The following is a 22,687-nucleotide window of genomic DNA, read 5'->3' as shown; positions in this document are numbered from 1 at the left end:
TGCGGGGTGCGTGCACCGGGGGTGCGGCCGTCAGGCATACGTGCGCCAGGCGTACGTGCACCGGGGGTGCGGCCATCAGGCATACGTGCGCCAGGGGCGTGGAACATCGGCATCGGCATCGGTCAGGCTCCCGTGCCCGTGGCGACGAGGACGGCGGCGACGGCCAGGACGAGCGAGCCCGCGAGCAGCGCGGCGAGGTAGGTCTGCACGTTCCCGGTCTGGGCGCGGCGGACCGCGGCGCCCAGCAGGCGGGGGGCGGTGCCCGCGCCGCGGACGTAGGTGTCGACGACCGCGCGGTCGAGGAAGCGCACGAGCGTGGCGGCGGCGCGTACGGGCCGGACGAAGAGGGCGGAGTAGACGGCGTCGAGGTGGAAGCCGACCGCGGCATGACGCTGCAGCGGGCCAAGGAGGAGGCGGCCGGGGTCCGCCGGGTCCGGGGCGCCGGCGTTGTCGCCGTAGGCCGGGGCGTGGATGTCGATGGCCACCTCCTCGGCGATCGCGGGGGTGGCGTCCGGCGCGGCGACGACCGCGCCGAGGGGGATACGGGCGGCGAGCGCGGTGGTGTGCCGCCAGGCCGCATAGGTGACCAGGCCGCCGACGAGGGCGATACCGGTGCCCAGGACGGAGGTGGTCAGAGTCGGCGCGAGGGAACGCCCGTCGAACCAGCCGGGCAGGAAGGGGGCAGCGAGGCCGAGCGCGACGGTCGGGACGAAGAGCACCCACAGGACGGCGTTCATGGCGACCGGCTGCGGGCCGTGGTCGGGGGCTTCGACGCCCTTGCCCTTGAAGGCCAGCAGCCACAGGCGGGTCGCGTAGGCCGCGGTGAGCAGGGCGGTCAGCAGTCCGGAGACCAGTACGGTCCAGCCGGCCGCACCTGGGATGCCGTGCGCGTGGCCGGTGGCGGCGTGTTCGGCGGCGCCCAGGACGGCTTCCTTGGAGAAGAAGCCGGCGAACGGCGGGATCGCGGCGAGCGCGAGCAGCGCCACGGTGACCGTCCAGTAGGCGTCCGGGATGCGCCGGGCCAGGCCGCTCATCCGGGACATGGCGGCCAGCGAGTTGGTGCCGGCGGCGTGGATGATCACGCCGGCGCCGAGGAAGAGGAGGGCCTTGAAGGCACCGTGCGAGATGAGGTGGAAGACGGCGGCGCCGCGGTCGCCGACGGCCAGGGCGCCGAGCATGTAGCCGAGCTGTCCGACCGTCGAATAGGCCAGGACACGCTTGATGTCGTCCTGGGCCAGTGCGGCCAGCCCCGAGCCGACCATGGTGAGCGCGGCCATGACGGCGAGCACCACCAGCGCGGCCGCGGAGGCGGCGAAGACGGGGAGGAGACGGGCCACGAGATAGACACCGGCGGCCACCATCGTCGCGGCGTGGATCAGCGCCGAGACCGGCGTCGGGCCGGCCATCGCGTCCGGGAGCCAGGTGTGCAGCGGGAACTGCGCCGACTTGCCGGCGACACCGGCGAGCAGCAGCAGTGCGATCAGCGTCGGATGATCCAGGCCGCCGGCGGCGACGGAGCCGAGGATGCCGGTGATGCGGAAGGTTCCGGCATCGGCGGCCAGCGCGAAGATGCCGAAGAGGAAGGGGACGTCGCCGAGCTTGGTGACGAGGAAGGCCTTGAGGGAGGCGGCGCGGGCGGCCTCGGTCTCCCAGTAGTGGCCGACGAGGAAGTAGGAGCAGATGCCCATGACTTCCCAGCCGACCAGCAGCAGCATCAGGTCGCCGGTGTAGACGACCAGCAGCATCGCGGAGGTGAAGAGCGAGACCAGCGCGGCGTAGGAGGGGTAGCGCGGGTCGTCGCGCAGATAGCCGGTGGAGTAGATCTGCACACAGGTCGCCACGACACCGACCAGGACGGCGATCAGTGCGGCGAAGCCGTCGATGTGCAGGGCCAGGTCGATGGGGATCGAGCCGGTCGGGGTGAGCTCGGTCGCGATGTCGGTGGCCGGCCCGGTGCCCTGTCCGACGGCGACGGTCACGGTGAGCACGGCCGCGGTCAGCGTCGGCAGCACGGCCAGCGGCCGGACGAAGCCGGGCGCACGGCGGCCGAGGAGGAGACCGGCGACGGCCCCGAGGAAGGGCAGGAGGGGAACGAGAACGGCGGTGGTGGTGAGGGTCACGCGGCGGCCTCCGCCGTGGTGTCCGGCTGCGGGTCCCCGTCCGTGGCGCCCGACTTCTCGGCGAGATCGCGGAGCCGGTCGATGTCGGAGCTGCCGCGGTTGCGGTAGACGAGCAGCACGATCGCCAGGCCGATGCCGATCTCGGCGGCGGCGATCGCGATGGTGAAGAGGGTGAGGGCCTGGCCGGTGTGCAGGGTGTCGCGCAGCCAGACGTCGAAGGCGACGAGGTTGAGGTTGACGGCGTTGAGCATCAGCTCGACGGACATCAGCACCAGGATCGCGTTGCGGCGTGCGAGCACGCCGTAGAGCCCGGTGCAGAAGAGGAGGACGGCGAGGACGGCCGGGTAGACGAGATGCATCAGCGCTGCTCCTCTCGCGGGGCGGGGGCGGCAGGGGCCCGGGAGGCGGCGGGAGCCGGAGAGGCGGCGTTCTTCAGGCTCGCCGCCGCGGACCGCTCCTCCCCCGTCCTGCGGGACAGCACGATCGCCCCGACGAGCGCGGCCAGCAGCAGCACGGACAGCGCCTCGAAGGGCAGCACCCAGTACTGGAAGAGACTGCGCCCGGAGGCCTCGGTGGAGCCCTGGGCGGCGCCCCCGAAGCTGATCCAGGTGGTGCGGAAGGCATCCACGACGACCCAGACCAGGGCGGCGGCCGAGGCGAGGGCCACCGCGAGCGCGGCCCAGCGGTTGCCCGAATCGGCGTCCGGGGAGCGGCCGATGGGCGCCTTGGTGAGCATCAGCCCGAAGAGCAGGAGGACGACGACGGAACCGACGTAGATCAGCACCTGCACCCAGGCGATGAACTCGGCCGTCAGCAGCAGGTATTCGACGGCGATCCCGCCGAGGGCGACGACCAGCCAGAGGGCGGCGTGCACCAGCTGCCGAGTGGTGACGGTGATGACGGCCGCGCCGAGGGTGGCGATCCCGACGAGGAGGAAGGCGATCTCGACACCGGTGGTCGAGAGAAAGCCGTGGCCGGCTGCGGCGGCGAGCGTCACTGTCCCTCCCCTGGGGTGTCCGGTCGGTCCGGTCGGTTCCGGTCCGTGGCCCGATCGGCGGCTCCGGCCTGATCGGCGGTCGGGTCCTGATCCGCTGTCGGGTCCTGATCCGCTGTCGGGTCCTGGGCCCGGGCCCGGGCGGCCTCGGCCTCGGCTTCGGCCTCGGCCTGCTGCTGGGCGGCGAGCTTGTCCGCGGCCTTGCGGGCGGCGGCGAGCTCCTTGGGCTCCTCGGCCGCCGGGTCGAGCGCCGGCGGTTCGGGCACCGTCCACATCCACTCACGGAGCTTGTCGCGCTCATGGGTCAGATCGCGGATGTCCGTCTCGGCGTACTCGAACTCCGGTGACCAGAAGAGCGCGTCGAAGGGGCAGACCTCGATGCAGATGCCGCAGTACATGCACAGCGCGAAGTCGATCGCGAAGCGGTCCAGCACATTGCGGCTGCGCTCCCGGCCCCCGGGAGCGGCCGGGGGCACCGTCTCCTTGTGGGAGTCGATGTAGATGCACCAGTCCGGGCACTCACGGGCGCACAGCATGCAGACCGTGCAGTTCTCCTCGAACAGCCCGATGACGCCACGGGTACGGGGCGCGAGGTCGGGCTGGACGTCCGGGTACTGCGCGGTGACCGATCGTTTCGTCATCGTCCGCAGGGTGACGGCCAGCCCCTTGGCGAGGCCGGAGCCGGGGAAGCTCATGACGAGATCACCACCTTGACGACGCCGGTGAGGGCGATCTGGGCGAGGGCGAGCGGGATGAGGACCGTCCAGGCGAGCTTTTGCAGCTGGTCCTCGCGCAGCCGCGGGTAGGTCACCCGCAGCCAGATGACGCCGAAGGCGAGGAGCACGGTCTTCAGCAGCGTCCACAGCCAGCCCAGGCCGTCGGCGCCGAACGGGCCGTGCCAGCCGCCGAGGAAGAGGACCGAGGTCAGGGCGCAGAGCACGACGATGCCGGCGTACTCGGCGAGCAGGAAGAGCGCGAAGCGCAGTCCGGTGTACTCGGTGTAAGCACCGAAGATGATCTCCGAGTCGGCGACCGGCATGTCGAACGGCGGCCGCTGCAGCTCGGCGAGCCCGGCGGTGAAGAAGACGACGCCGCCGACGATCTGCCACGGCACCCACCACCAGTGGAAGGCCTCGATGATGCCGGGCAGCGAGAGCGTGCCGGCCGCCATCGCGACGGAGGCCGCGGCCAGCAGCATCGGCAGCTCGTACGCCAGCAGCTGCGCGGCCGTCCGCAGACCGCCGAGCAGCGAGAACTTGTTCGCCGAGGCCCAGCCCGCCATCAGCGAGCCGAGCACACCCACGCCCATGACGGCGAGCACGAAGAAGATCCCCGCGTCCAGGGCCTGTCCCACGGCGTTGTGCGGGCCTATCGGGATGGCGACCAGGACCAGGAGGTACGGCAGCAGGGCGACGGCGGGCGCGAGCTGGAAGATCCGCCGGTCGGCGCCGGCCGGAACGATGTCCTCCTTCTGCGCGAACTTCACGCCGTCGGCCACGAGCTGCGCCCAGCCGTGGAAGCCGCCCGCGTACATCGGCCCGAGGCGGCCCTGCATATGGGCCATGACCTTGTGCTCGGTCTGCCCGATGACCAGGGGGAAGACCAGGAAGACGACGAAGACGGCGACGAGGCGCAGCGCGATGTCGAGAGCGTCGCTCATGGGGTGTCGCCTCCTTGCTCCGGCTCCGGCTTCTCCTTCGGCTCCGGCTTCTCCGCCGGCTCCGGCTCCGCCTTCTCCTTCGGCTCCGCGTTTTTCTCCGGCTCCGGTTTCTTCTCCGGCTCGTCGAAGGCCGGACGGGCGTGGTGCCAGGGCGCGTCCGAGGAGCGGGGAGCCGCCTCCTTCGGGGGAGCCGCCGCGGCCTCCTTGGCCGGGGTCTCCGTCGACGGGGCCTCGGCCGACGGGGTCTTCGTCGGCGAGCTCGTTTCAGAGGTCCCCTTGGTCGCGGCCGCCTCAGGGGTCCCCTCGGTCGCGGCAGCCCCGGTCGCGGCAGTCCCGGTCGCGACCGCCTCTGCCGCCTGCCGCTGGCCGGCCGGACCCTCGCTCGCCGACCGCGTACGCCGCGCCGGGCGCTCCGGCCGCTCCGGCCGCTCGGGACGTGCCTCGGCCGCCGGGGTCCCGGTCGCTTCCCCCGCTGCCTGTCGCTGGCCGGCCGAGCCCTCGCCCGCGGTCCGCGTACGCCGCGCCGGCCGCTCGCCCGCGGCACCACCGGCCGCACGTGCACCACCGGCCGCCCGCGCCCCCCGCGCCGGGCGCGCGGGAGCAGGCGGCAGCTGGCCCTTCAGCGGCCCCCACTCGTTCGGGTCCGGAACGCCGGGGGGCAGCATCTGGCGGCGCTTGGGCCCGCCGTGCTCGGACTCCCCCGGTTCCTTGGCCCCCGGCCATGCCTTGGCGACCCGCGCCGCCAGCACGAAGTCCTTGCGCAGCGGATGCCCCTCGAAGTTCTCCGGGAGCAGCAGCGGTACGAGGTGCGGGTGGCCGGTGAAGTCGACACCGAACATCTCGTGGGTCTCGCGCTCGTGCCAGCCCGCGCCCGCGTACACACCGACGGCGGTGGGCAGCACGGCCGCCTCGTGCGGCACGGTCGTCCGCACGATCAGCCGGTGGACGGTGCCGGGCCGCGCCACATCGGCGAGGTGCGCGCAGATCCGGAAGCCGGTACCGGGCTCATCGACGGCGCTCAGCCAGTCGAAGTAGCTGCAGCCCAGGTCGTCGCGGGCGGCCGTCAGCGCGGTGAGCCAGCCGTCCACGGGGACGTCGACGGTCAGCGCGTCGTACGCCAGCTCCGCCGTGGCCCCCGTACCGAAGATCTCGCTCGCGGGCCGCGGCAGCCAGCCGACAACGGGCTCGGCGACAGGCCGCTCGGGCTGTTCGGCCTGGGCGGCGGTCTCCGCCTGCTGCTCCGCCTGCTGCTCCGGCTGCTGTTCCGGCTGCTCGCTCATCGGGGCTCCTCCCCCGCCGCCTTCGGCTCATCCGCCGCTGTCGCCCCGCCCGCCGGCTTCGGCGCGGGCGGCGTGACCAGTCCGCTGCGCAGCGCGGCGGCGGAGGGCCGGGCCGCGCCGCCCTTCGCGTAGCGCTCCCCCAGCGACTCGCGGGCGATCTTCTCCTGGAGCTTGAGGATGCCCTGGAGCAGCGCCTCCGGACGCGGCGGGCAGCCCGGTACGTACACATCCACCGGAATGATCTGGTCGACGCCCTTGGTGACCGAGTACGAATCCCAGTACGGGCCGCCGCAGTTGGAGCAGGCGCCGAAGGAGATGACGTACTTCGGCTCGGGCATCTGCTCGTAGAGCCGCTTGACCGCGGGCGCCATCTTGTCGGTGACCGTGCCGGAGACGACCATCAGGTCGGCCTGGCGCGGGCCGGGCGCGAACGGGATCACGCCGAGCCGGATGAAGTCGTGCCGGGCCATGGACGCGGCGATGAACTCGATGGCGCAGCAGGCGAGGCCGAAGTTGAAGACCCAGAGGCTGTAGCGGCGGCCCCAGTTGAGGACCACCTTCATCGGTTCGGGAGCGAGCCGGGCCAGGGTGCCCAGGCGCCGCGGCTCCGGCAGGAACTCGGGGCCGGCGCCCTCGGACGCGGGCCCGTGGGGTGCGGGGTTCACGTCCATTCCAGGACGCCCTTCTTCCATGCGTAGAGCAGGCCGATGGCGAGGAAGCCGAGGAAGATGAACATCTCCACCAGCGTCACACCACCGAAACCGGGGGCGGCGAAGATCGTCGCCCAGGGGAAAAGGAAGATCGAGTCGACGGCGAAGATGACGTAGAGGAAGGCGTACACGTAGTAGCGGACCTGGGTGTGCGCCCAGCCCTCGCCGACGGGGTCCACGCCGCACTCGTACGTCAACAGCTTCTCGGGCGTCGGCACCACGGGCCGCAGCAGCCGCCCGGCACCGAACGCCACGGCCACGAAGAGCACCCCGATCACGGCGATGACGCCGACGACCGAGTAGCCCTGGAAATAGTCCGCGGCGACGGTGGTGCCCACGGTCGCGTCCGGCACGTCCGCCCCTCGCTCCCTGACTGCGCTTGTTCAACGACTTCGACGATCTGTACGGACGGGAGTCTAGGCCCTGCCCCGGCCGCGGTGAGCAGCCGGATCGTCGCGGACGGTGGGGTTGTCCCTACTTCGCCCTACCTGGGCGGCAGGCAGCGTAGACGGCGCGGTCGGTTGTCTCAGAAGGTGTCTCACGAAGCGGACGGGCGTGGGGTGATCCGGGCGGGGCGGGCGTCGTGGGTCTCGTCGTGGGTCTCGCCTGGTCGCCGGGGCGGCGGCCGGTCACCGGGGCGGCGGCCCGGCGTGCGGGTGGGCGGGGCCGGAGTGGGCCGGACCGGGGTGAGTGGCGCCGGAGTGGGCCGGACCGGGGTGGGCGGGGCCGGAGGGGCCGCCGTCCGGGGCCTCCGGTGTGCTCCGGCCCGTACGCTGCCGGCCCGGTCCGCGCGAGACGGCCCGGTTCATCGCCTCGGCCGCGATGCGCGCCGCCGCCTGCAGCGTCCGTTCGCCGAGCAGTTCCGTGCGGATCGCGCCGCCCGCCGCGAGATGGCGGTCATAAGGGAGCGGGAGCACCGTCGCGCCGCCGACGCCCAGATGCTCGGTGGCCCTGCGCATGTCCAGCCCGGAATCGGGGGACACATGGCTGAGCACCACCACCGTCGTGGGCAGCATGCCGGGGTGGAGCCCTCCGGCCCAGTCCAGTACGGAGCGGGTGGCCGCCACGCCCTCCGGGGTCGCCGGGGACACCAGCACCCGCGCCTGCGTCGTCACCAGCGCGGTCCGCGCCACCTCGGCGGGCAGCGTCTCGCAGTCCACGACGGTGGTCGCGAAGTACCGGCGCAGGGACGTCATCACCACCCGGTAGGTGTCGATGTCCAGCCTCGTCCCGATGGCGCCCTGGCTGCCCGGCAGCAGCCAGCCGCCGCCGGGGAACGGGATCAGGTAGCCGGTCAGGTCCGTGATCAGCATCGACGGATCCACTATCTGCGCCAGGTCGGTGCCCGACCAGCGCACTTCCCGCGCGCCCAGCCGGTGCGGCAGGGTGCCGAGCGCCGGATCGGCCTCGATCGCCAGCACCGGATCGGCGCGGTAGTGCGCATAGGTGAGGGCCAGCAGGGCGGCGACGGTGGATTTGCCCGCACCGCCCCGGATGCTCGTCACGGAGATCTGCCGGCCGGTGGCCACCGGTTGCTGGATGGCGTACGCGGTCTCTGTGACGGCGGCGGTCTCCGCGGCGGGCGATGAGGCGATCGCCCTCCGCACGGCCCGCCCCGCGCGCTGCGCGACGGACTCTCCGTGCCGCGGCTTGGACCGCACGGCGTCCAGCTCGGGCGGCAGCAGCGGCACCGAGACGGGTGTGGGCTGGGACCGGCGTACGGGCGTGGGCCTGTGAACAGGAGCGGGCGGGGGCGGGGCAGTGGAGGAGGCCGCCGGGCTGGAGGGGGCCGTCGCGGTGGACGGGGGCGGCGTGGCGGACGGGGGCGGCGTGGCGGACGGGGGCGGCGTGGCGGACGGGGGCGGCGTGGCGGACGGGGGCGGCGTGGCGGACGGGGGCGGCGTGGCGTGGGGAGCCATGGCGGCTTGGGGGGCAGGTGCGCCGTACGCGTCAGGTGCGCCGAACGTGGCCGGTGCGCCGTACGCGGCAGGCGCGCCGAACGCGGCAGGTGCGCCGAACGCGGCAGGTGCGCCGTACGTGGCCGGTGCGGGTGCCGGTTCCGGTACGGGCTGCGGCGGCGGAGCGGCAGCCGGCAGCGGTCCGACGGAGGGCATGGCAGGAGGCATGACGGGGGCCGTGACCGGGGGCATGGCAGAAGGCACGGCAGGAGGCATGGCGCCGGGCGCGACCGCACCGGCGTCCGGCGCGTTCGGCTCCGCCCGCGCCGTCAGCGGTGTGTCCCATACGGTGGCAGCGCCGGTGCCGCTCTTCTCCAGGCTGACCGCACCAGGGCGAGCCCCCGGGCCACCCTCCGCGGCGGCCGTTTCCGCGGGCGTCCCCGGCGTCATCGCTGCCGCGCCAAGGCCGGCCGGCAGATCGTGCTGCCCGTCTCCTTGCCCAGGACCATCCGCTGGAACGGATCCACCCGCCGGTACGGGTCCACCCGCCGGTACAGGTCCACCCGCCGGCACAGGCCCACCCGCTTGCACAGGTCCACCCGGCCCGCTCGCTCCCGTTGTTCCCTCTGCTGACATGGTCCCGCGGCCCCCTTTCCGGTTCCGTCAGAACGTGGGCAGCAGCCGGCTGAAGACCCCGCATGCCCCGAGGGCCACCGGGATCAGCGCCACCACACTGACCGACTCGACGAGGTTCATCAGCCGGCGCAGCCGGGCCTGAACGTGTTCCGGCACCCGCACCGCGAGCACCACCAGTGGCAGCACCGCCGCCACACACAGCGCGGCGAGCGCACCCGGTGCCCCGGCGCCGTCCGCAGCCCCCTGCCACACCAGGCCCACCCCCACCGCCGTACCGGCGGCCAACAGCGCGACGACCTCGGCCACCAGGGGATAGGCACGCGCACGCGAAAGCGTCACCAGACACAGCAGCGCCGCGGCCGTCACCGACCAGCCGTCCTCCGAACCGGCCGCGAGCACTCCCGCCGCGCCCGCGGAGACCGCCATGGCGACGGTGGCCGGCGCGAGGCCGCGGTGGGTCGCACCGAGCGCGGTCGCCACCTGATGCCGGCTCACCGGCGCGCCGCCGGAACGCCGGTCATCGAGCCGGGTCAACCCGGCCGCCGTCAACGCCAGTCGGGGCAGGTAGCCCAGCACGAGCACCGAGACCACGCCGAGTACGACTCCCGTACGGGCCACACCGGTCAGCGCCAGCGCGGCCTCCCACGCTCCCACCGCGAGCGCGACCGCCGCCGCGCCGACGAGTCCGCCGCGCCCCAGCTCGCTACGGAGGCCGAGCAGCGCGAGCGCGGCCGCAACGGTCAGTCCGACGGCGGCCAGCCGCGCCGCGCCGGGCGGGGCGGCCTGCCAGGAGGCGAGCGTGCCGAGCGCGCCGCCGCACACCAGCAGTGCGGTGCCCAGCGGACGCCGTCCGAGCCCTCCGGCAGCAGCTCCACCGGCCGCGGCGAGCACTGCGACGACCCCGGTCCAGAGCGCGGCCGGGCCCGGCCCGTACCAACTCGCCGCCGCAACCCCGGCGACCAGCGCCAACAGCACGCTCGCCGCACCGGCCGTCCACGTGCGGCTCCGCTCGTCCCAGCAGCGGCCGCGCACCGCCGGACCGCCTGTGGCTTCGTCAGCGGCCTCGTCAGCGGCGTTTTCGGTGACGCGACCGGTGGCGTGCTGCACCACCGGCGCCGTCGGCGTCATCGGTGCCGCCGACGCCCCCGGTGCCGCCGGCACCCCGTGCTCCCCCACGAACCGCACCACCGAGCCGTCGGCCACGCGCGCCGAAGCATGCGAATCGTCCTGCGAAAGCGCCGACCCGTCCGCCGTCACCAACCGCCGCGCCATCGCACGCTCCCCCTCCCGTTCCGTACCGCGACACGATACGGCCCCCCTCCGACGCGCTGTCCAGCACGGTCGGCAGCGGCGGGTGGGGGAAACCCCACCCCCACCACCCCAGCCACCCCATGGCACGGGGATCGGCGACCGGGCAGGCTGGGCGCATGACGGAGAGTCCCCGGCCCAGAGCTGCCGATGCCGGCGTTACCGCCCCTGACGATGAGTCACTGCCGCCGCCCGCAGGGCCACTCAGCGGCGCGACGTGGCGGGAGGTCGCGTACCTGCTGTCCAACTTCCCGCTGGGTCTGGTCGGGTTCGTGGTGCTGGTGGTGTGGCTGGCCCTGGGAATCGGGCTGGCCGTCACCGTGATCGGCCTGCCGCTGCTGGCCGGCGGCCTGGTGGCCTGCCGCAAGTACGGGAAGCTGGAACGGGCGCGGGCGCGGGCCCTGCTCGGGGTGCGGGTGCCGGAGCCGAGTCCGCTGCGGTCCCGGGAGCGGGGGTTCCTGCCCCGGCTGTGGACGTGCCTGAAGGACCCGGTCGCCTGGCGGCATGCGCTGTTCGCGTTCATCCGGCTGCCCTGGGCCCTGCTCACCTTCGCCGTCGCCCTGGTCTCGCTCGTGGTGGCCTGGCCGGCGCTCCCGTGGCTGGCGCGCTGGCTGACCACCGTGGACCGGGCCATGGTGCGCGGTCTGCTCTCGCCCTCCGACGAACTGGAGCGGCGGATCGCCGAGCTGGAGACGGACCGGATGACGGTCACCGACACCGCGGCCGCCGATCTGCGGCGCATCGAACGGGATCTGCACGACGGCGCGCAGGCCCGCCTGGTGGCGCTCGCCATGGGGCTCGGCCTGGCGAAGGAGAAGCTGCTGGAGGGCCGGGCCGACGACAGCGTGGCGGCGATGGTGGACGAGGCGCACGGCGAGGTGAAGCTGGCGCTGCAGGAGCTGCGGGATCTGGCCCGGGGCATCCATCCGGCGATCCTCACCGACCGCGGGCTGGGCCCCGCCCTGGCCTCGCTGGCCGGGCGCTGCACGGTGCCCGCCACCACGGTCGTGGACCTGGACGAGCGGCCCGCGCCCGCCATCGAGGGCATCGTCTATTTCACGGTCTCGGAGCTGCTGCAGAACGTCTCCAAGCACAGTGCGGCGCGCACGGCGTCCGTCGAGGTGTGGCGGGCCGGGGAGGGCGGGCCGGCCGGGCCCGCGGGCAAGGGCGGTGGCGGGCGCCGGGCGGGCGACCGTCTGCTGGTCCAGGTGACGGACGACGGGAAGGGCGGGGCGCGGCTGGACGGCGGCAGCGGGATGGCCGGGCTCGCCGAGCGGCTGGGGTCGGTGGACGGGCTGTTCGTGGTGGATTCGCCGGCGGGCGGTCCCACGCGGGTGACGGCGGAGCTGCCGTGGCGGGCGCGGACGGCGCCGAGGGCGGCGGCGAAGACGGCGAAGACAGCGAAGACGGGGACACGGGCCTCGAAGGCGGGGGCGCGGGAGCGCTGACGGAGGCCAAGGGGCACCGGCCACCGCCTGCCCGCGGTGGGCGGCGGCTTCCGGTCCGGGGGTGGGGAAACCCCCGCCGAGACTGCGAAAGGCCTCATGGTGCGCGGGGCGCCGGCCGCGGACCCTTGTCATGGCGGAAAGACCCGCACGGCCCGCGGTCCGGGCGGCGCGGGTCGGTCCGACCGGGCATGGGCCGCATCCGGCAGAACGGACGAGACATGGAAACCGCATACGCACCGCAGCCCCACGGCTCCCGGGTGCCCGAGGGCCTGCGCGCCCCGTTCTCCGGACGCGCCTGGCGGGAGTTCCTGTACCTCTTCCTCAGCCTCCCCCTGTCCATCGTGATGTTCACGTACGCGATGGTGGTGATCACCACGGGCGCCGGTCTGCTGATCACGTTCCTCGGCATCCCGCTGCTGGCCGGCGGCCTGGCCGGCGCCCGTGCGCTGGGCGGCCTGGAGCGGTTGCGGGCCCACGCGCTGCTGGGGCTGGACGTCGCCGACCCCGGCCCCGTCCGGCCGTCCAAGCCCACCCTGATGGGCTGGGTCGGGGCCGTACTGAAGAGCGGGGCGTCCTGGCGGCACCTTCTGTACTCGCTGCTGCACTTCCCGTGGGCGCTCTTCTCCTTCATCTTCTCGGTGACCTTCTGGACCCTCGGCTGGGGGCTGCTGACCTACCCGCTGTGGCGGTGGACGTTCCCCGCCTACCTCGGCCAGTCGGGCATCCAGTTGTGGGGCGACGGCGACGGGCACGGCGCCTGGCTCGACACTCCGGCCGAGATCGCGGTCACCGCCGGGGCGGGGCTGCTGCTGGTGCTGGCCGGACCGTGGGTGATCCACGGGCTGACGCAGGTGGACCGGGTCATGGTCCACGGCCTGCTGGGGCCCTCCTCCCTCGCCACCCGCGCCCGGCAGCTGGAGTCGGACCGCGGGGCGGTGGTGGACACCGCGGCGGCGGACCTGCGGCGCATCGAGCGTGATCTGCACGACGGGGCGCAGGCCCGGCTGGCCTCGCTCGCCCTGGACCTGGGCCTGGCCAAGGAGAAGCTGGCCGAGGATCCGGAGGCCGCCGCGCGAATGGTGGACGAGGCGCACGGCGAGGTGAAGGTCGCACTCCAGGAGCTGCGGGACCTGGCCCGCGGGATCCACCCGGCGATCCTCACCGACCGGGGGCTCGGGCCGGCCCTGTCGGCGCTGTCCGCGCGGTGCACGGTTCCGGTGACGGTGACCGTGGACCTGGACCGGCGGCCCGCCGCGGCGATCGAGGGCATCGCGTACTTCACCGCCTCCGAGCTGCTGCGGAACGTCTCCCGGCACTCCGGGGCCGCCGGCGCGACGCTGGACGTCTGGCACACCGCGGACCGGCTCATGGTGCTGGTCGCGGACAACGGCCACGGTGGCGCCCACACCGGGCCGGGCACGGGCCTGGCCGCCCTCGCCGAGCGGCTGGCGGCCGTCGACGGCCTGCTGCTGGTGGACTCCCCGGCCGGCGGCCCGACCTGCGTCACCGCGGAGCTCCCGTGGCGCGGGTGACGGCGGAGCTGCCGTAGCACGGCCCCGTATCGCCCCCTCCCCCCTTCATCCGTCCCCGATCCCCCCGCATCCGCCGCGCCGCCGTCCGAATGCTGGAATGCTGGGGCCGGCAGGGGCGGGACGCGAGGAGACATGGGGGAATCTGAGCCGTGGAGGACAAGGTGCGGGTGGTCATCGCCGAGGACTCGGTGCTGCTCCGCGAGGGCCTGACCCGGCTGCTCACCGACCGGGGGCACGAGGTCGTGGCAGGCGTGGGGGACGCCGAAGCGCTGATCAAGACGATCGGGGAGCTGGCGGACGAGGGGGCACTGCCGGACGTGGTCGTGGCGGACGTACGGATGCCGCCCACGCACACCGACGAGGGGGTCCGGGCCGCCATCCGGCTGCGCCGGGACCACCCCGGCCTCGGGGTGCTGGTGCTCTCGCAGTACGTCGAGGAGCAGTACGCGACGGAGCTGCTGGCCGGGTCGAGCCGGGGCGTCGGTTATCTGCTCAAGGACCGGGTGGCCGAGGTGCGGGAGTTCGTCGACGCGGTGGTCCGGGTCGCCGGGGGCGGGACCGCCCTGGACCCGGAGGTGGTGGCGCAGCTGCTGGGCCGCAGCCGGAAGCAGGACGTGCTGGACCGTCTGACACCCCGGGAACGGGAGGTCCTGGGCCTGATGGCCGAGGGCCGGACGAATTTCGCGGTCGCCCGGCAGCTGGTGGTCAGCGACGGCGCGGTCGAGAAGCACGTCAGCAATATCTTCCTGAAGCTGGGGCTCTCGCCGAGTGACGGGGATCACCGCAGGGTGCTTGCGGTACTCACCTACCTCGATTCCTAAGCGTCTGACAATCTGTCAGGTGGGCGTTCCGAGGCGATTTCGCCGCGGTCCGGGACTTTGGCCGTAGAACCAATGGAGGAGTCCGGAGCGTCATGAAGAGGGGGTCACGGGGGTGGTGATTTCATGACAAAACACACCAGATCGGTGTCTCATGTTGACGTCCAACATGCGAGCGCCCCAGGGAAGGCCACCCTTACCCACGTACGATGGTTATGGGACAACCAGTCGGTATGACACGTCCCGAGCCCTGCCTCCGGCGGGGACGCCGCACCCCTCGAGGGAGGTCCGAAGCAGTGACCAGCCAGGTCAGTAGCACAGCCGAGCAGACCGACGCAGCGCTTGTCGGGGAAGAGCGCGCTTCCGGTAACGGCGGCGAAGGCAAAGAAGTCCGACGCCTCGACCGGGTGATCATCCGGTTTGCCGGTGACTCCGGTGACGGTATGCAGCTCACCGGCGACCGGTTCACATCCGAGACCGCGTCGTTCGGAAACGACCTGTCGACGCTGCCGAATTTCCCCGCCGAGATCCGCGCCCCTGCCGGAACCCTGCCGGGCGTCTCCAGCTTCCAGCTGCACTTCGCCGACCACGACATCCTCACGCCCGGTGACGCGCCGAATGTGCTGGTGGCGATGAATCCCGCCGCGCTGAAGGCGAACCTCGCGGATGTGCCGCGGGGCGCGGACATCATCGTCAACACCGATGAGTTCACCAAGCGCCCGATGGCGAAGGTGGGGTACGCGACCAGCCCGCTGGAGGACGGGTCGCTGGAGGCCTACAACGTCCACCCGGTGCCGCTGACGACGCTGACGATCGAGGCGCTCAAGGAGTTCGGGCTCTCCCGCAAGGAGGCCGAGCGCAGCAAGAACATGTTCGCGCTGGGGCTGCTGTCGTGGATGTACCACCGGCCGACCGAGAGCACCGAGAAGTTCCTGCGGGCGAAGTTCGCGAAGAAGCCGGAGATCGCGGAGGCGAATGTCACGGCCTTCCGGGCGGGCTGGAACTTCGGCGAGACGACGGAGGACTTCGCCGTCTCCTACGAGGTCGCCCCGGCGACCACGGCCTTCCCCACCGGCACCTACCGCAACATCTCCGGGAACCTCGCACTGTCCTACGGGCTGATCGCGGCCGGCCGGCAGGCGGACCTGCCGCTGTATCTGGGCTCGTACCCGATCACCCCGGCCTCCGACATCCTGCACGAGCTGTCCAAGCACAAGAACTTCGGTGTGCGCACCTTCCAGGCGGAGGACGAGATCGCCGGGATCGGCGCGGCGCTGGGTGCCGCGTTCGGCGGTGCGCTGGCGGTGACGACCACCTCGGGTCCCGGTGTGGCGCTGAAGTCCGAGACGATCGGTCTGGCGGTCAGTCTGGAACTGCCGCTGCTGATCGTGGACATCCAGCGCGGCGGGCCGTCAACGGGTCTGCCGACGAAGACCGAGCAGGCCGACCTGCTGCAGGCGATGTACGGGCGCAACGGCGAGGCGCCGGTGCCGATCGTGGCGCCGAAGACGCCCGCGGACTGCTTCGACGCCGCCCTGGAAGCGGCCCGGATCGCGCTGGCCTACCGCACGCCGGTCTTCCTCCTCTCCGACGGCTACCTGGCCAACGGCTCGGAGCCGTGGCGGATCCCCGACGTCGACGAACTGCCGGACCTGCGGGTCCAGTTCGCCTCGGGCCCCAATCACCAGCAGGCGGACGGCACCGAGGTGTTCTGGCCGTACAAGCGGGACGAACAGACGCTGGCCCGGCCCTGGGCGGTGCCGGGCACACCGGGCCTGGAGCACCGGATCGGCGGCATCGAGAAGCAGGACGGCACGGGCAACATCTCCTACGACCCGGCCAACCACGACTTCATGGTGCGCACCCGCCAGGCGAAGGTCGACGGCGTCGACGTCCCCGACATCGAGGTCGACGACCCCACCGACGAGGGCGGCCGGGGCGCCGGGACCCTCGTCCTGGGCTGGGGGTCGACCTACGGACCGATCACCGCCGCGGTACGGCGCGTGCGGCGCGCGGGCGAGCGCATCGCGCAGGCCCATCTGCGCCACCTCAACCCCTTCCCGGGGAATCTCGGCGAGGTCCTGGCGCGTTACGACAAGGTGATCGTGCCGGAGATGAACCTCGGGCAGCTCGCCACTCTGCTGCGCGCCAAGTACCTCGTCGACGCGCGGTCGCACACCCAGGTCAGCGGAATGCCGTTCAAGGCCGAGCAGCTTGCGGAGGTCTTTAAGGAGGCCATCAATGACTGAGACGATCGCGGAGGGGTCCTCGCAGTTCGAGGCGCTCTCCCTGGTGCCCAAGGCCGATGCCAAGCAGTCCATGAAGGACTTCAAGTCCGATCAGGAAGTGCGCTGGTGCCCCGGCTGCGGTGACTACGCCGTCCTTGCCGCCGTGCAGGGCTTCATGCCCGAGCTCGGCCTGGCCAAGGAGAACATCGTCTTCGTCTCCGGCATCGGCTGCTCCTCCCGCTTCCCGTACTACATGAACACCTACGGGATGCACTCCATCCACGGCCGCGCCCCCGCCATCGCCACCGGCCTGGCCTCCTCCCGGCGCGACCTGTCCGTGTGGGTCGTCACCGGCGACGGCGACGCGCTCTCCATCGGCGGCAACCACCTCATCCACGCCCTGCGGCGCAACGTCAACCTCAAGATCCTGCTGTTCAACAACCGGATCTACGGTCTGACCAAGGGGCAGTACAGCCCCACCTCCGAGGTCGGCAAGATCACCAAGTCGACCCCGATGGGCTCGCTGGACGCACCGTTCAACCCGGTCTCGCTGGCGCTCGGCGCCGAGGCGTCCTTCGTCGCCCGCACCGTCGACTCCGACCGCAAGCACCTCACCTCGGTGCTGCGCGAGGCCGCCGCCCACCCCGGCACGGCGCTGGTGGAGATCTACCAGAACTGCAACATCTTCAACGACGGCGCCTTCGAAGTCCTCAAGGACAAGGAGCAGGCCGAGGAGGCCGTCATCCGCCTGGAGCACGGGCAGCCGATCCGCTTCGGCGCCCTGGCCCCCGACGGCTTCGGCTCCAAGGGCGTGATCCGCGACCCGGCCACCGGCGACCTCCGGGTCATCGACGTACGGGAGGAGGGCACGGGCGGCGTGCTGGTGCACGACGCGCACAACCCCTCGCCCACCACGGCGTTCGCCCTCTCCCGGCTCGCCGACCCCGACACGCTCCACCACACCCCCATCGGGGTCCTGCGCAACGTCAACCGGCCGGTCTACGACACCCTGATGTCCGACCAGCTCGACGAGGCCATCGAGCAGAAGGGCAAGGGCGACCTGGCCACTCTGCTGAACGGCAACGACACCTGGACGGTCGTCGGCTGACGGCTGACGGCTGCCCTGACGGGCCGCCCGCGGGTGCCCGTACGGGAACGTCTTACGGCGTCCCGTACGGGCACCCGTTCTGCGTGGCGCGGTGGCGCGTCACAGGCAGCCGTTCGCGTTCCCCGGGCCCGGCCACGCGTGGGCCGGGCCGGCACTCGCGGGCCGCCGCCCTGTCATGACCGTATGGCAAGACACGGAGGACAGCCGGGCACGGCGGCGCTACTTTCGCAGAGGCGGTGAAGCACCCTGCGGAGGTCCCCTTGCAGCCTCGGAGCGACCAGCGTGTCGGACTTGCCTACGGTTTCGGCGCCTACACCATGTGGGGCCTGCTGCCGCTCTACTGGCATCTGCTGGACGCCGCCTCGCCGTTCGAGATCCTGGCCCATCGCATGGTGTGGTCGCTGCCCGTCGCCGTCGTCATCCTGGCCGTGCTGCGCCGCTGGTCCTGGATCGGCCCCTTGCCGCGGCAGCCCAGGAGGCTCGGGCTGGTCCTGGTCTGCTCCCTGGTCATCTCGGCGAACTGGTTCCTCTACATCTGGTCGGTCAATGCCGGGCATGTCCTGGAGGCCTCGCTCGGCTATTTCATCAACCCGCTGGTCAGCATCGCCTTCGGCGTACTGGTGCTGCGCGAGCGGCTGCGGCCGCTGCAGTGGACCGCGGTGGGCATCGGCCTCCTCGCCGTCGTCGTGATGACCGTCGCCTATGGCAAGGTGCCCTGGATCGCGCTCGGGCTGGCCTTCTCGTTCGCGACATACGGGCTGGTCAAGAAGGGCATCAAGCTCGACGGGATCGAGGGCTTCAGCGCCGAGACCGCCTTCCAGCTGCTGCCCGCACTGGGGATCCTGGTCTTCCTCGCCGTGCACGGCGAGTCCCGCTTCACCACCGGCGGGGTGGGCCAGGCGCTGCTGCTCGCGGGCTGCGGTATCGCGACGGCGGTCCCGCTGATCTGCTTCGGCGCCTCGGCCGTGCGGCTGCCGCTGACGACGATCGGGATGATGCAGTATCTGGCGCCGACCTTTCAGTTCCTGCTGGGGCTCACCGTTTTCCACGAGCGGATGCCGCCGGAGCGCTGGGCCGGGTTCGCGCTGGTGTGGGCGGCCCTGACGGTACTGACCTGGGACGCGCTGCGGACCCCACGGCGGGGGCGGACGGCACTGGCCGAGGCGGCGGCACGTGCGGGGGCGGCGGCCGGGGGCGGGACTGCGGACGGGCGCGGGGACGGAGACGGGGCCGAGACCGGGGACGAGGCCAGGGACGGGGACGGGGTGCAGGCGGCGGAAGCGGGCCGGGCCGCGGCGACGGCGCGGCGCGCCGGAGCGCCGGCCGCGACACCACGGTCCGACGGCCTCACCCGGTGATGTCCCGGGTGGTGAAGCGCGCCCAGGCGGCCGAGCCGAACACCAGGGCGTACAGCGCCTGCAGGCCGAGGTTCTTCTGCAACTGGTCCCAGTAGACGGGTTCGCGGAGCAGATCCGCGAACGACAGCCAGTAGTGCGGGAAGAGATAGGGCTGGATGGCGTGCAGCTGCGGGAGGGTGTCCAGGATCTGCACGGTGATCAGCAGGCCGACCGTGGTCGCCATGGCGGCGATACCGCTGGTGGTGAGTGCCGAGACGCACAGGCCGATGGCGGCCACTCCGATGAGGGACAGCGCCACCGCGACCGCGATGGCCAGCGCCCGCAGCAGCCCCTCGCCGAAGGATATGGAGGTCCCCGAGAGCAGGGTGACCTCGCCCAAGGGGAAGAGCAGGGCGCCGGTCGCCAGGGCCGAGAGCGCCACGACCAGGGTGCCCACCAGGCAGAACGTCAGGGTCGTGGCGTATTTGACCAGCAGCAGGCGGGTGCGCCCCGCGGGCGCCACCAGGAGATAGCGCAGCGTCCCGCCATGGGCCTCACCGGCGAGGGAGTCGCCCGCTATCACCCCGATGGACATCGGCAGGAAGAACGGCAGCGTCACCGCGAGCGAGGTGAAGACCAGGAAGAGACCGTTGTGGGTGACCTGCGAGAGGAACGCCGGGCCGCCACCGCCACCGCCCGGCCCGCCGCCACCGTCTCCGGTCTCGATCCTGACGGCGATACCGACCAGGACCGGTACGCCCGCGAGCACCGCCAGCAGCGCGAGGGTGCGCCAGCGCCGGAACGTCGTGGCGATCTCGCTGCGCAGCAGCCCCAGCGACCAGAGCAGCCGGGGCGTGCGCACCGCCGCCTCAGCCCGCGACATCGAAGCCCTCCCCGGTCAGCTGAACGAAGACGTCCTCCAGCGACGCCCGCTCCCTGCCGAAGCCACGGACCCGTACCCCGGCGAGCACCAGCGCGGCGTTGAGGTCCGCCAGGTCCGGGGGCGCTACGTCGTCCGGTGTGCCCATGGGCGCGGGCGGGTCCGGGAGTTCGCCGGTCACCCGGTCACCGGTGGCCTCCAGGCCGGTCAGACCGTGCTCCTTCAGGACCCGGACCGCGTCGGCCGGGTCGGGGGTGGTCACCGTCAGCCGGCCGTGCCCGGGGCCGTGCGCGTCGAGGACCGTGGCGGAGAGGTCGGCGACCGTGCCCTGGGTGATCAGGCGGCCGCGGGCCATCACCGCGGCGTGGGTACAGACCTGCTCGATCTCGTCGAGGAGATGGGAGGAGAGGAAGACGGTGGTGCCGTCCGCCGCGAGTTCACGGATCAGCGCACGGATCTCCCGCATGCCCTGGGGGTCCAGGCCGTTGGTCGGCTCGTCGAGGACCAGCAGCTCACGGGGCTGGAGCAGGGCCGCGGCCAGGCCGAGGCGCTGCTTCATGCCGAGGGAGTAGGCGCGCGCCTTCTTGCCGGCCGCGGCGGCCAGGCCCACCCGCTCCAGTGCCCGCCCGACCCGTTCGGCACGGGTACGGGGATCGGCGAGCGGGTCGGCGGCGTCGAACCGGCGGAGGTTGTCCCGCCCGCTGAGGAAGCCGTAATGCGCCGGACCCTCGATGAGCGCGCCGACCTTGGGGAGCACCCGGCGGACCGCGGCGGGCATCGGCTGCCCCAGCACCCGCGCGCTGCCGGCGCTCGCCTCGATCAGGCCCATCAGCATGCGGATGGTGGTGGTCTTGCCGGAGCCGTTGGGCCCGAGGAAGCCGAAGACACTGCCGCGCGGTACGGCCAGCTCAAGGCCGTCGACGGCGAGCCGGCCGCCACGGTAGGCCTTGGTCAGCCCGCGCGTCTCGATCGCCGGCTTCCCGGCCGCCCGGCAGGCGGGCCCGTCGTGGGCCGGGCGGGCGCCATCGGCCGGCCGGGCACCGTCGGGCGCCGAGGCGGTGGACTGTGGCATCGGCTCCCCCAACGACGTATGGACAACGACGTACGGATATGGCCCACGAGCCGCACCGCGCCACCCGCCGAGGGGTGGCACGGCGCTCCCGCACTTGTTGCGCGTCTGCGCTTCCGCAATTCCGCGCTCTACGCGCTGCGCTTCCGCGCCCTGTACTGACGTGGGCGCTTCTGCGCTTCCGCGCGCCGGCCCGTTACTTGGCGGCGTTGGCCGCGTCGATCAGGGCCTGCTTGTCGACGGCGCCGACGTAGACGGTGCCGTGGTCCGTGACCAGGGCGTTGACCAGGCGGGTGCTGAAGACCCGGCCGGAGCCGAAGGAGCCGTGCACCTTCTCGCCGATGCTGTCCAGGAACTTGGCGGCATCACCGCCGGCGCCCTGCTCCTTGCCGGAGGGCAGGCCGGCGCCGGCGCCCTTGATCGTGGCGATGGACGTCCAGCCCTTGCCGATGACCTTCAGCCCGCCCCTGTTCTTCTGGAAGTCCTTCGCGTCCTGGTGGGACGGGAGGTTCTTGCCGTGCTCGCGCCGGTCCTTCGCCGCTTCCTTGTCGCCGTCGACGACCTTGGCGCCCTTGGGCGGGGTGAAGGAGAACGTGCTCGCGGCGGGCTTGGCGAAGTCGACGTTCGTGTAGCCGACGTCGATGGCGGCCGCGCCACCGCTCTTGGGGGTCAGGGTGAACTTCAGCGGCACACCGTTGGCTGCGTCCACCGCGACCCGGATCGAGCCGACCGTCGAGGCGGCCTGCTTGGGCTTGATCAGCAGCTGGTAGGCGTCCCGCCCGGCCACCGTGGCGGTGCCGTCGACGGTGACCGAGGTCGTGTCGCCGGCCGCCTTCAGGGCCTGCTTCGCGAGGTCCTGCGGGGTGGCGCTCTTCAGGCCCTTGGGCAGGCCCTCGGGCGCCTGGTGCTGCTTGCCGTGCCGGCCGGCGTCGGGTGCGGTGCTGTGCATCGCGGTGTTGCTGCCGCTGTCGTAGGCCCAGACCTCGTTGCCGTTGTGGACCAGGCTGTACTCGGCGGCCTTGTCGATGATCGACACCCGCTGCTTCTCGGGGCCGTCGGCCGCGACGCGCAGCGTGTGCGCACCGGACGCCAGCTCCATCAGCTTGTTCTGGGGCGCGGCGGAGGCGCCGTCGCCGCCCTTCCCGCCGGCACCGGCCTGGCCGCCGCCGAAGCCGCCCGCCGCGCCGCCGGCACCCGGCAGGGACGGCAGGCCGAGGTCCGTGGAGACCCGGACCGTCCCGGAGAGCTGCTGGACGTCCGACTTGGCGACCTTGGCTATCAGGTCCTGCGCGGAGATCTTCGGCAGGTCCGGAGAACCGGCGAACGCCGGAACCAGCCCGATCGTGGCCGCCGCCACTCCCGCCACGGCTACCGGTACGCCGTACCGCACCGCCTTACGGCGCTTCAGGGAGCGCCCCTCGTCCCATCCGTCCGTGACCTGTGTCGGTTCGTTCCGTGGCATCTGCTCTACCTCCGTCGTATGCGGCGGTTGCTGCGCTGTCCACCCGTCACCTCTGGGGCTCATTGTGACCGTCCGCCGCGCTCTGGTGCTTTCCATCTCACCAAATCCCGGGACGGATAACGTCAACCAGCGGGAGCAACTCGTCCTACTGCTGAGGTATGACGCATGGTCACCTCAGGTCGGAGTCCGTACCACCGGA

21 protein-coding genes are annotated in these 22,687 nt (G+C 72.6%); 7 read left to right on the top strand and 14 right to left on the bottom strand.

The annotated features are described in order from the left end of the window. Nucleotides 1-122: 122 nt before the first annotated feature. From ABZ851_RS23855 to ABZ851_RS23805, 11 genes are all read right to left on the bottom strand, one after another. Nucleotides 123-2,120, bottom strand: a complete 1,998-nt coding sequence (locus ABZ851_RS23855; protein ID WP_361131042.1) for an NADH-quinone oxidoreductase subunit L — start codon at nucleotides 2,118-2,120, stop codon at nucleotides 123-125. Continuing rightward, entirely contained in the window at nucleotides 2,117-2,479 is a 363-nt protein-coding gene (gene nuoK, locus ABZ851_RS23850) for an NADH-quinone oxidoreductase subunit NuoK (RefSeq protein WP_361131039.1), read from the bottom strand. Before nuoK ends, ABZ851_RS23855 begins: the two co-directional genes overlap by 4 nt. Beyond that, nucleotides 2,479-3,117 carry an NADH-quinone oxidoreductase subunit J gene (locus ABZ851_RS23845; protein ID WP_361131036.1) on the bottom strand — a complete coding sequence of 213 codons (639 nt, stop codon included), beginning with the start codon at nucleotides 3,115-3,117 and terminating at the stop codon, nucleotides 2,479-2,481. The genes nuoK and ABZ851_RS23845 overlap by 1 nt, the downstream gene beginning before the upstream one ends. After that, entirely contained in the window at nucleotides 3,114-3,809 is a 696-nt protein-coding gene (locus tag ABZ851_RS23840) for an NADH-quinone oxidoreductase subunit I (protein WP_361131033.1), read from the bottom strand. Before ABZ851_RS23840 ends, ABZ851_RS23845 begins: the two co-directional genes overlap by 4 nt. Next, a complete protein-coding gene (locus ABZ851_RS23835) occupies nucleotides 3,806-4,774 on the bottom strand; it encodes a complex I subunit 1 family protein (protein WP_235446528.1) in 969 nt (322 codons plus the stop codon). Before ABZ851_RS23835 ends, ABZ851_RS23840 begins: the two co-directional genes overlap by 4 nt. After that, the gene (locus ABZ851_RS23830) at nucleotides 4,771-6,054 is read right to left on the bottom strand and encodes an NADH-quinone oxidoreductase subunit C (protein ID WP_361131030.1); all 1,284 of its coding nucleotides are present in this window, start codon (nucleotides 6,052-6,054) and stop codon (nucleotides 4,771-4,773) included. The genes ABZ851_RS23835 and ABZ851_RS23830 overlap by 4 nt, the downstream gene beginning before the upstream one ends. Next, the gene (locus ABZ851_RS23825) at nucleotides 6,051-6,725 is read right to left on the bottom strand and encodes an NADH-quinone oxidoreductase subunit B family protein (RefSeq protein WP_361131027.1); all 675 of its coding nucleotides are present in this window, start codon (nucleotides 6,723-6,725) and stop codon (nucleotides 6,051-6,053) included. The genes ABZ851_RS23830 and ABZ851_RS23825 overlap by 4 nt, the downstream gene beginning before the upstream one ends. Further along, on the bottom strand, nucleotides 6,716-7,117 hold the full coding sequence (locus ABZ851_RS23820; protein WP_361131024.1) for an NADH-quinone oxidoreductase subunit A: 402 nt from the start codon (nucleotides 7,115-7,117) through the stop codon (nucleotides 6,716-6,718). Before ABZ851_RS23820 ends, ABZ851_RS23825 begins: the two co-directional genes overlap by 10 nt. Nucleotides 7,118-7,393: 276 nt before the next feature. Then, a complete protein-coding gene (locus ABZ851_RS23815) occupies nucleotides 7,394-8,455 on the bottom strand; it encodes a hypothetical protein (protein WP_361131021.1) in 1,062 nt (353 codons plus the stop codon). 653 nt (nucleotides 8,456-9,108) lie between these two features. Further along, complete coding sequence (locus ABZ851_RS23810; protein WP_361131018.1) at nucleotides 9,109-9,261, bottom strand: hypothetical protein; 153 nt, start codon at nucleotides 9,259-9,261, stop codon at nucleotides 9,109-9,111. Nucleotides 9,262-9,325: 64 nt separating this feature from the next. Then, a complete protein-coding gene (locus ABZ851_RS23805) occupies nucleotides 9,326-10,570 on the bottom strand; it encodes a secretion protein snm4 (RefSeq protein WP_361131015.1) in 1,245 nt (414 codons plus the stop codon). Nucleotides 10,571-10,725: 155 nt separating this feature from the next. Between ABZ851_RS23805 and ABZ851_RS23800 the strand changes: the two genes are divergently transcribed. From ABZ851_RS23800 to rarD, 6 genes are all read left to right on the top strand, one after another. Beyond that, nucleotides 10,726-12,054 carry a sensor domain-containing protein gene (locus tag ABZ851_RS23800; RefSeq protein ID WP_361131012.1) on the top strand — a complete coding sequence of 443 codons (1,329 nt, stop codon included), beginning with the start codon at nucleotides 10,726-10,728 and terminating at the stop codon, nucleotides 12,052-12,054. 218 nt (nucleotides 12,055-12,272) lie between these two features. Continuing rightward, the gene (locus ABZ851_RS23795; RefSeq protein ID WP_361131009.1) at nucleotides 12,273-13,586 is read left to right on the top strand and encodes a sensor domain-containing protein; all 1,314 of its coding nucleotides are present in this window, start codon (nucleotides 12,273-12,275) and stop codon (nucleotides 13,584-13,586) included. Nucleotides 13,587-13,747: 161 nt separating this feature from the next. Next, nucleotides 13,748-14,407: a response regulator transcription factor gene (locus ABZ851_RS23790; RefSeq protein ID WP_361131172.1), complete on the top strand. Its 660-nt coding sequence runs from the start codon at nucleotides 13,748-13,750 to the stop codon at nucleotides 14,405-14,407. Between the two features lie 293 nt (nucleotides 14,408-14,700). Beyond that, nucleotides 14,701-16,653: a 2-oxoacid:acceptor oxidoreductase subunit alpha gene (locus ABZ851_RS23785; RefSeq protein ID WP_361131006.1), complete on the top strand. Its 1,953-nt coding sequence runs from the start codon at nucleotides 14,701-14,703 to the stop codon at nucleotides 16,651-16,653. Beyond that, nucleotides 16,646-17,740: a 2-oxoacid:ferredoxin oxidoreductase subunit beta gene (locus tag ABZ851_RS23780; protein ID WP_361131003.1), complete on the top strand. Its 1,095-nt coding sequence runs from the start codon at nucleotides 16,646-16,648 to the stop codon at nucleotides 17,738-17,740. Before ABZ851_RS23785 ends, ABZ851_RS23780 begins: the two co-directional genes overlap by 8 nt. A 260-nt stretch (nucleotides 17,741-18,000) precedes the next feature. Next, nucleotides 18,001-19,098 carry an EamA family transporter RarD gene (gene rarD, locus ABZ851_RS23775; protein WP_361131000.1) on the top strand — a complete coding sequence of 366 codons (1,098 nt, stop codon included), beginning with the start codon at nucleotides 18,001-18,003 and terminating at the stop codon, nucleotides 19,096-19,098. On the opposite strand, the gene ABZ851_RS23770 is transcribed toward rarD, so the two are convergent. Both ABZ851_RS23770 and ABZ851_RS23765 read right to left on the bottom strand, forming a co-directional pair. Continuing rightward, a complete protein-coding gene (locus ABZ851_RS23770; RefSeq protein WP_361130997.1) occupies nucleotides 19,088-19,960 on the bottom strand; it encodes an ABC transporter permease in 873 nt (290 codons plus the stop codon). The two genes, rarD and ABZ851_RS23770, sit on opposite strands and share 11 nt — an antisense overlap. After that, entirely contained in the window at nucleotides 19,947-21,029 is a 1,083-nt protein-coding gene (locus ABZ851_RS23765) for an ABC transporter ATP-binding protein (RefSeq protein ID WP_361130994.1), read from the bottom strand. The genes ABZ851_RS23770 and ABZ851_RS23765 overlap by 14 nt, the downstream gene beginning before the upstream one ends. 18 nt (nucleotides 21,030-21,047) lie before the next feature. Between ABZ851_RS23765 and ABZ851_RS23760 the strand changes: the two genes are divergently transcribed. Then, nucleotides 21,048-21,188: a hypothetical protein gene (locus ABZ851_RS23760; protein ID WP_361130991.1), complete on the top strand. Its 141-nt coding sequence runs from the start codon at nucleotides 21,048-21,050 to the stop codon at nucleotides 21,186-21,188. Between the two features lie 34 nt (nucleotides 21,189-21,222). Here ABZ851_RS23760 and ABZ851_RS23755 read toward each other — a convergent pair whose 3' ends face one another. Then, nucleotides 21,223-22,488: a DUF2092 domain-containing protein gene (locus ABZ851_RS23755; RefSeq protein ID WP_361130988.1), complete on the bottom strand. Its 1,266-nt coding sequence runs from the start codon at nucleotides 22,486-22,488 to the stop codon at nucleotides 21,223-21,225. Between the last annotated feature and the right edge of the window lie 199 nt (nucleotides 22,489-22,687).

It is taken from the genome of Streptomyces sp. NPDC047049 (assembly GCF_040643995.1).
GTDB classification, from domain to species: domain Bacteria; phylum Actinomycetota; class Actinomycetes; order Streptomycetales; family Streptomycetaceae; genus Streptomyces; species Streptomyces mooreae.
The sequence above is the reverse complement of the archived record's forward strand: the minus strand, read 5'-3'. Positions and strand labels throughout refer to the sequence as shown.

Coding starts and splice junctions, on each gene's coding strand:
- nuoK (WP_361131039.1), bottom strand. CDS start 2,479: ATGCATCTCGTCTACCCGGCCGTCCTCGCCGTCCTCCTCTTCTGCACC.
- ABZ851_RS23840 (WP_361131033.1), bottom strand. CDS start 3,809: ATGAGCTTCCCCGGCTCCGGCCTCGCCAAGGGGCTGGCCGTCACCCTG.
- ABZ851_RS23835 (WP_235446528.1), bottom strand. CDS start 4,774: ATGAGCGACGCTCTCGACATCGCGCTGCGCCTCGTCGCCGTCTTCGTC.
- ABZ851_RS23830 (WP_361131030.1), bottom strand. CDS start 6,054: ATGAGCGAGCAGCCGGAACAGCAGCCGGAGCAGCAGGCGGAGCAGCAG.
- ABZ851_RS23825 (WP_361131027.1), bottom strand. CDS start 6,725: ATGGACGTGAACCCCGCACCCCACGGGCCCGCGTCCGAGGGCGCCGGC.
- ABZ851_RS23805 (WP_361131015.1), bottom strand. CDS start 10,570: ATGGCGCGGCGGTTGGTGACGGCGGACGGGTCGGCGCTTTCGCAGGAC.
- ABZ851_RS23800 (WP_361131012.1), top strand. CDS start 10,726: ATGACGGAGAGTCCCCGGCCCAGAGCTGCCGATGCCGGCGTTACCGCC.
- ABZ851_RS23795 (WP_361131009.1), top strand. CDS start 12,273: ATGGAAACCGCATACGCACCGCAGCCCCACGGCTCCCGGGTGCCCGAG.
- ABZ851_RS23780 (WP_361131003.1), top strand. CDS start 16,646: ATGACTGAGACGATCGCGGAGGGGTCCTCGCAGTTCGAGGCGCTCTCC.
- ABZ851_RS23770 (WP_361130997.1), bottom strand. CDS start 19,960: ATGTCGCGGGCTGAGGCGGCGGTGCGCACGCCCCGGCTGCTCTGGTCG.
- ABZ851_RS23765 (WP_361130994.1), bottom strand. CDS start 21,029: ATGCCACAGTCCACCGCCTCGGCGCCCGACGGTGCCCGGCCGGCCGAT.
- ABZ851_RS23760 (WP_361130991.1), top strand. CDS start 21,048: ATGGACAACGACGTACGGATATGGCCCACGAGCCGCACCGCGCCACCC.
- ABZ851_RS23755 (WP_361130988.1), bottom strand. CDS start 22,488: ATGCCACGGAACGAACCGACACAGGTCACGGACGGATGGGACGAGGGG.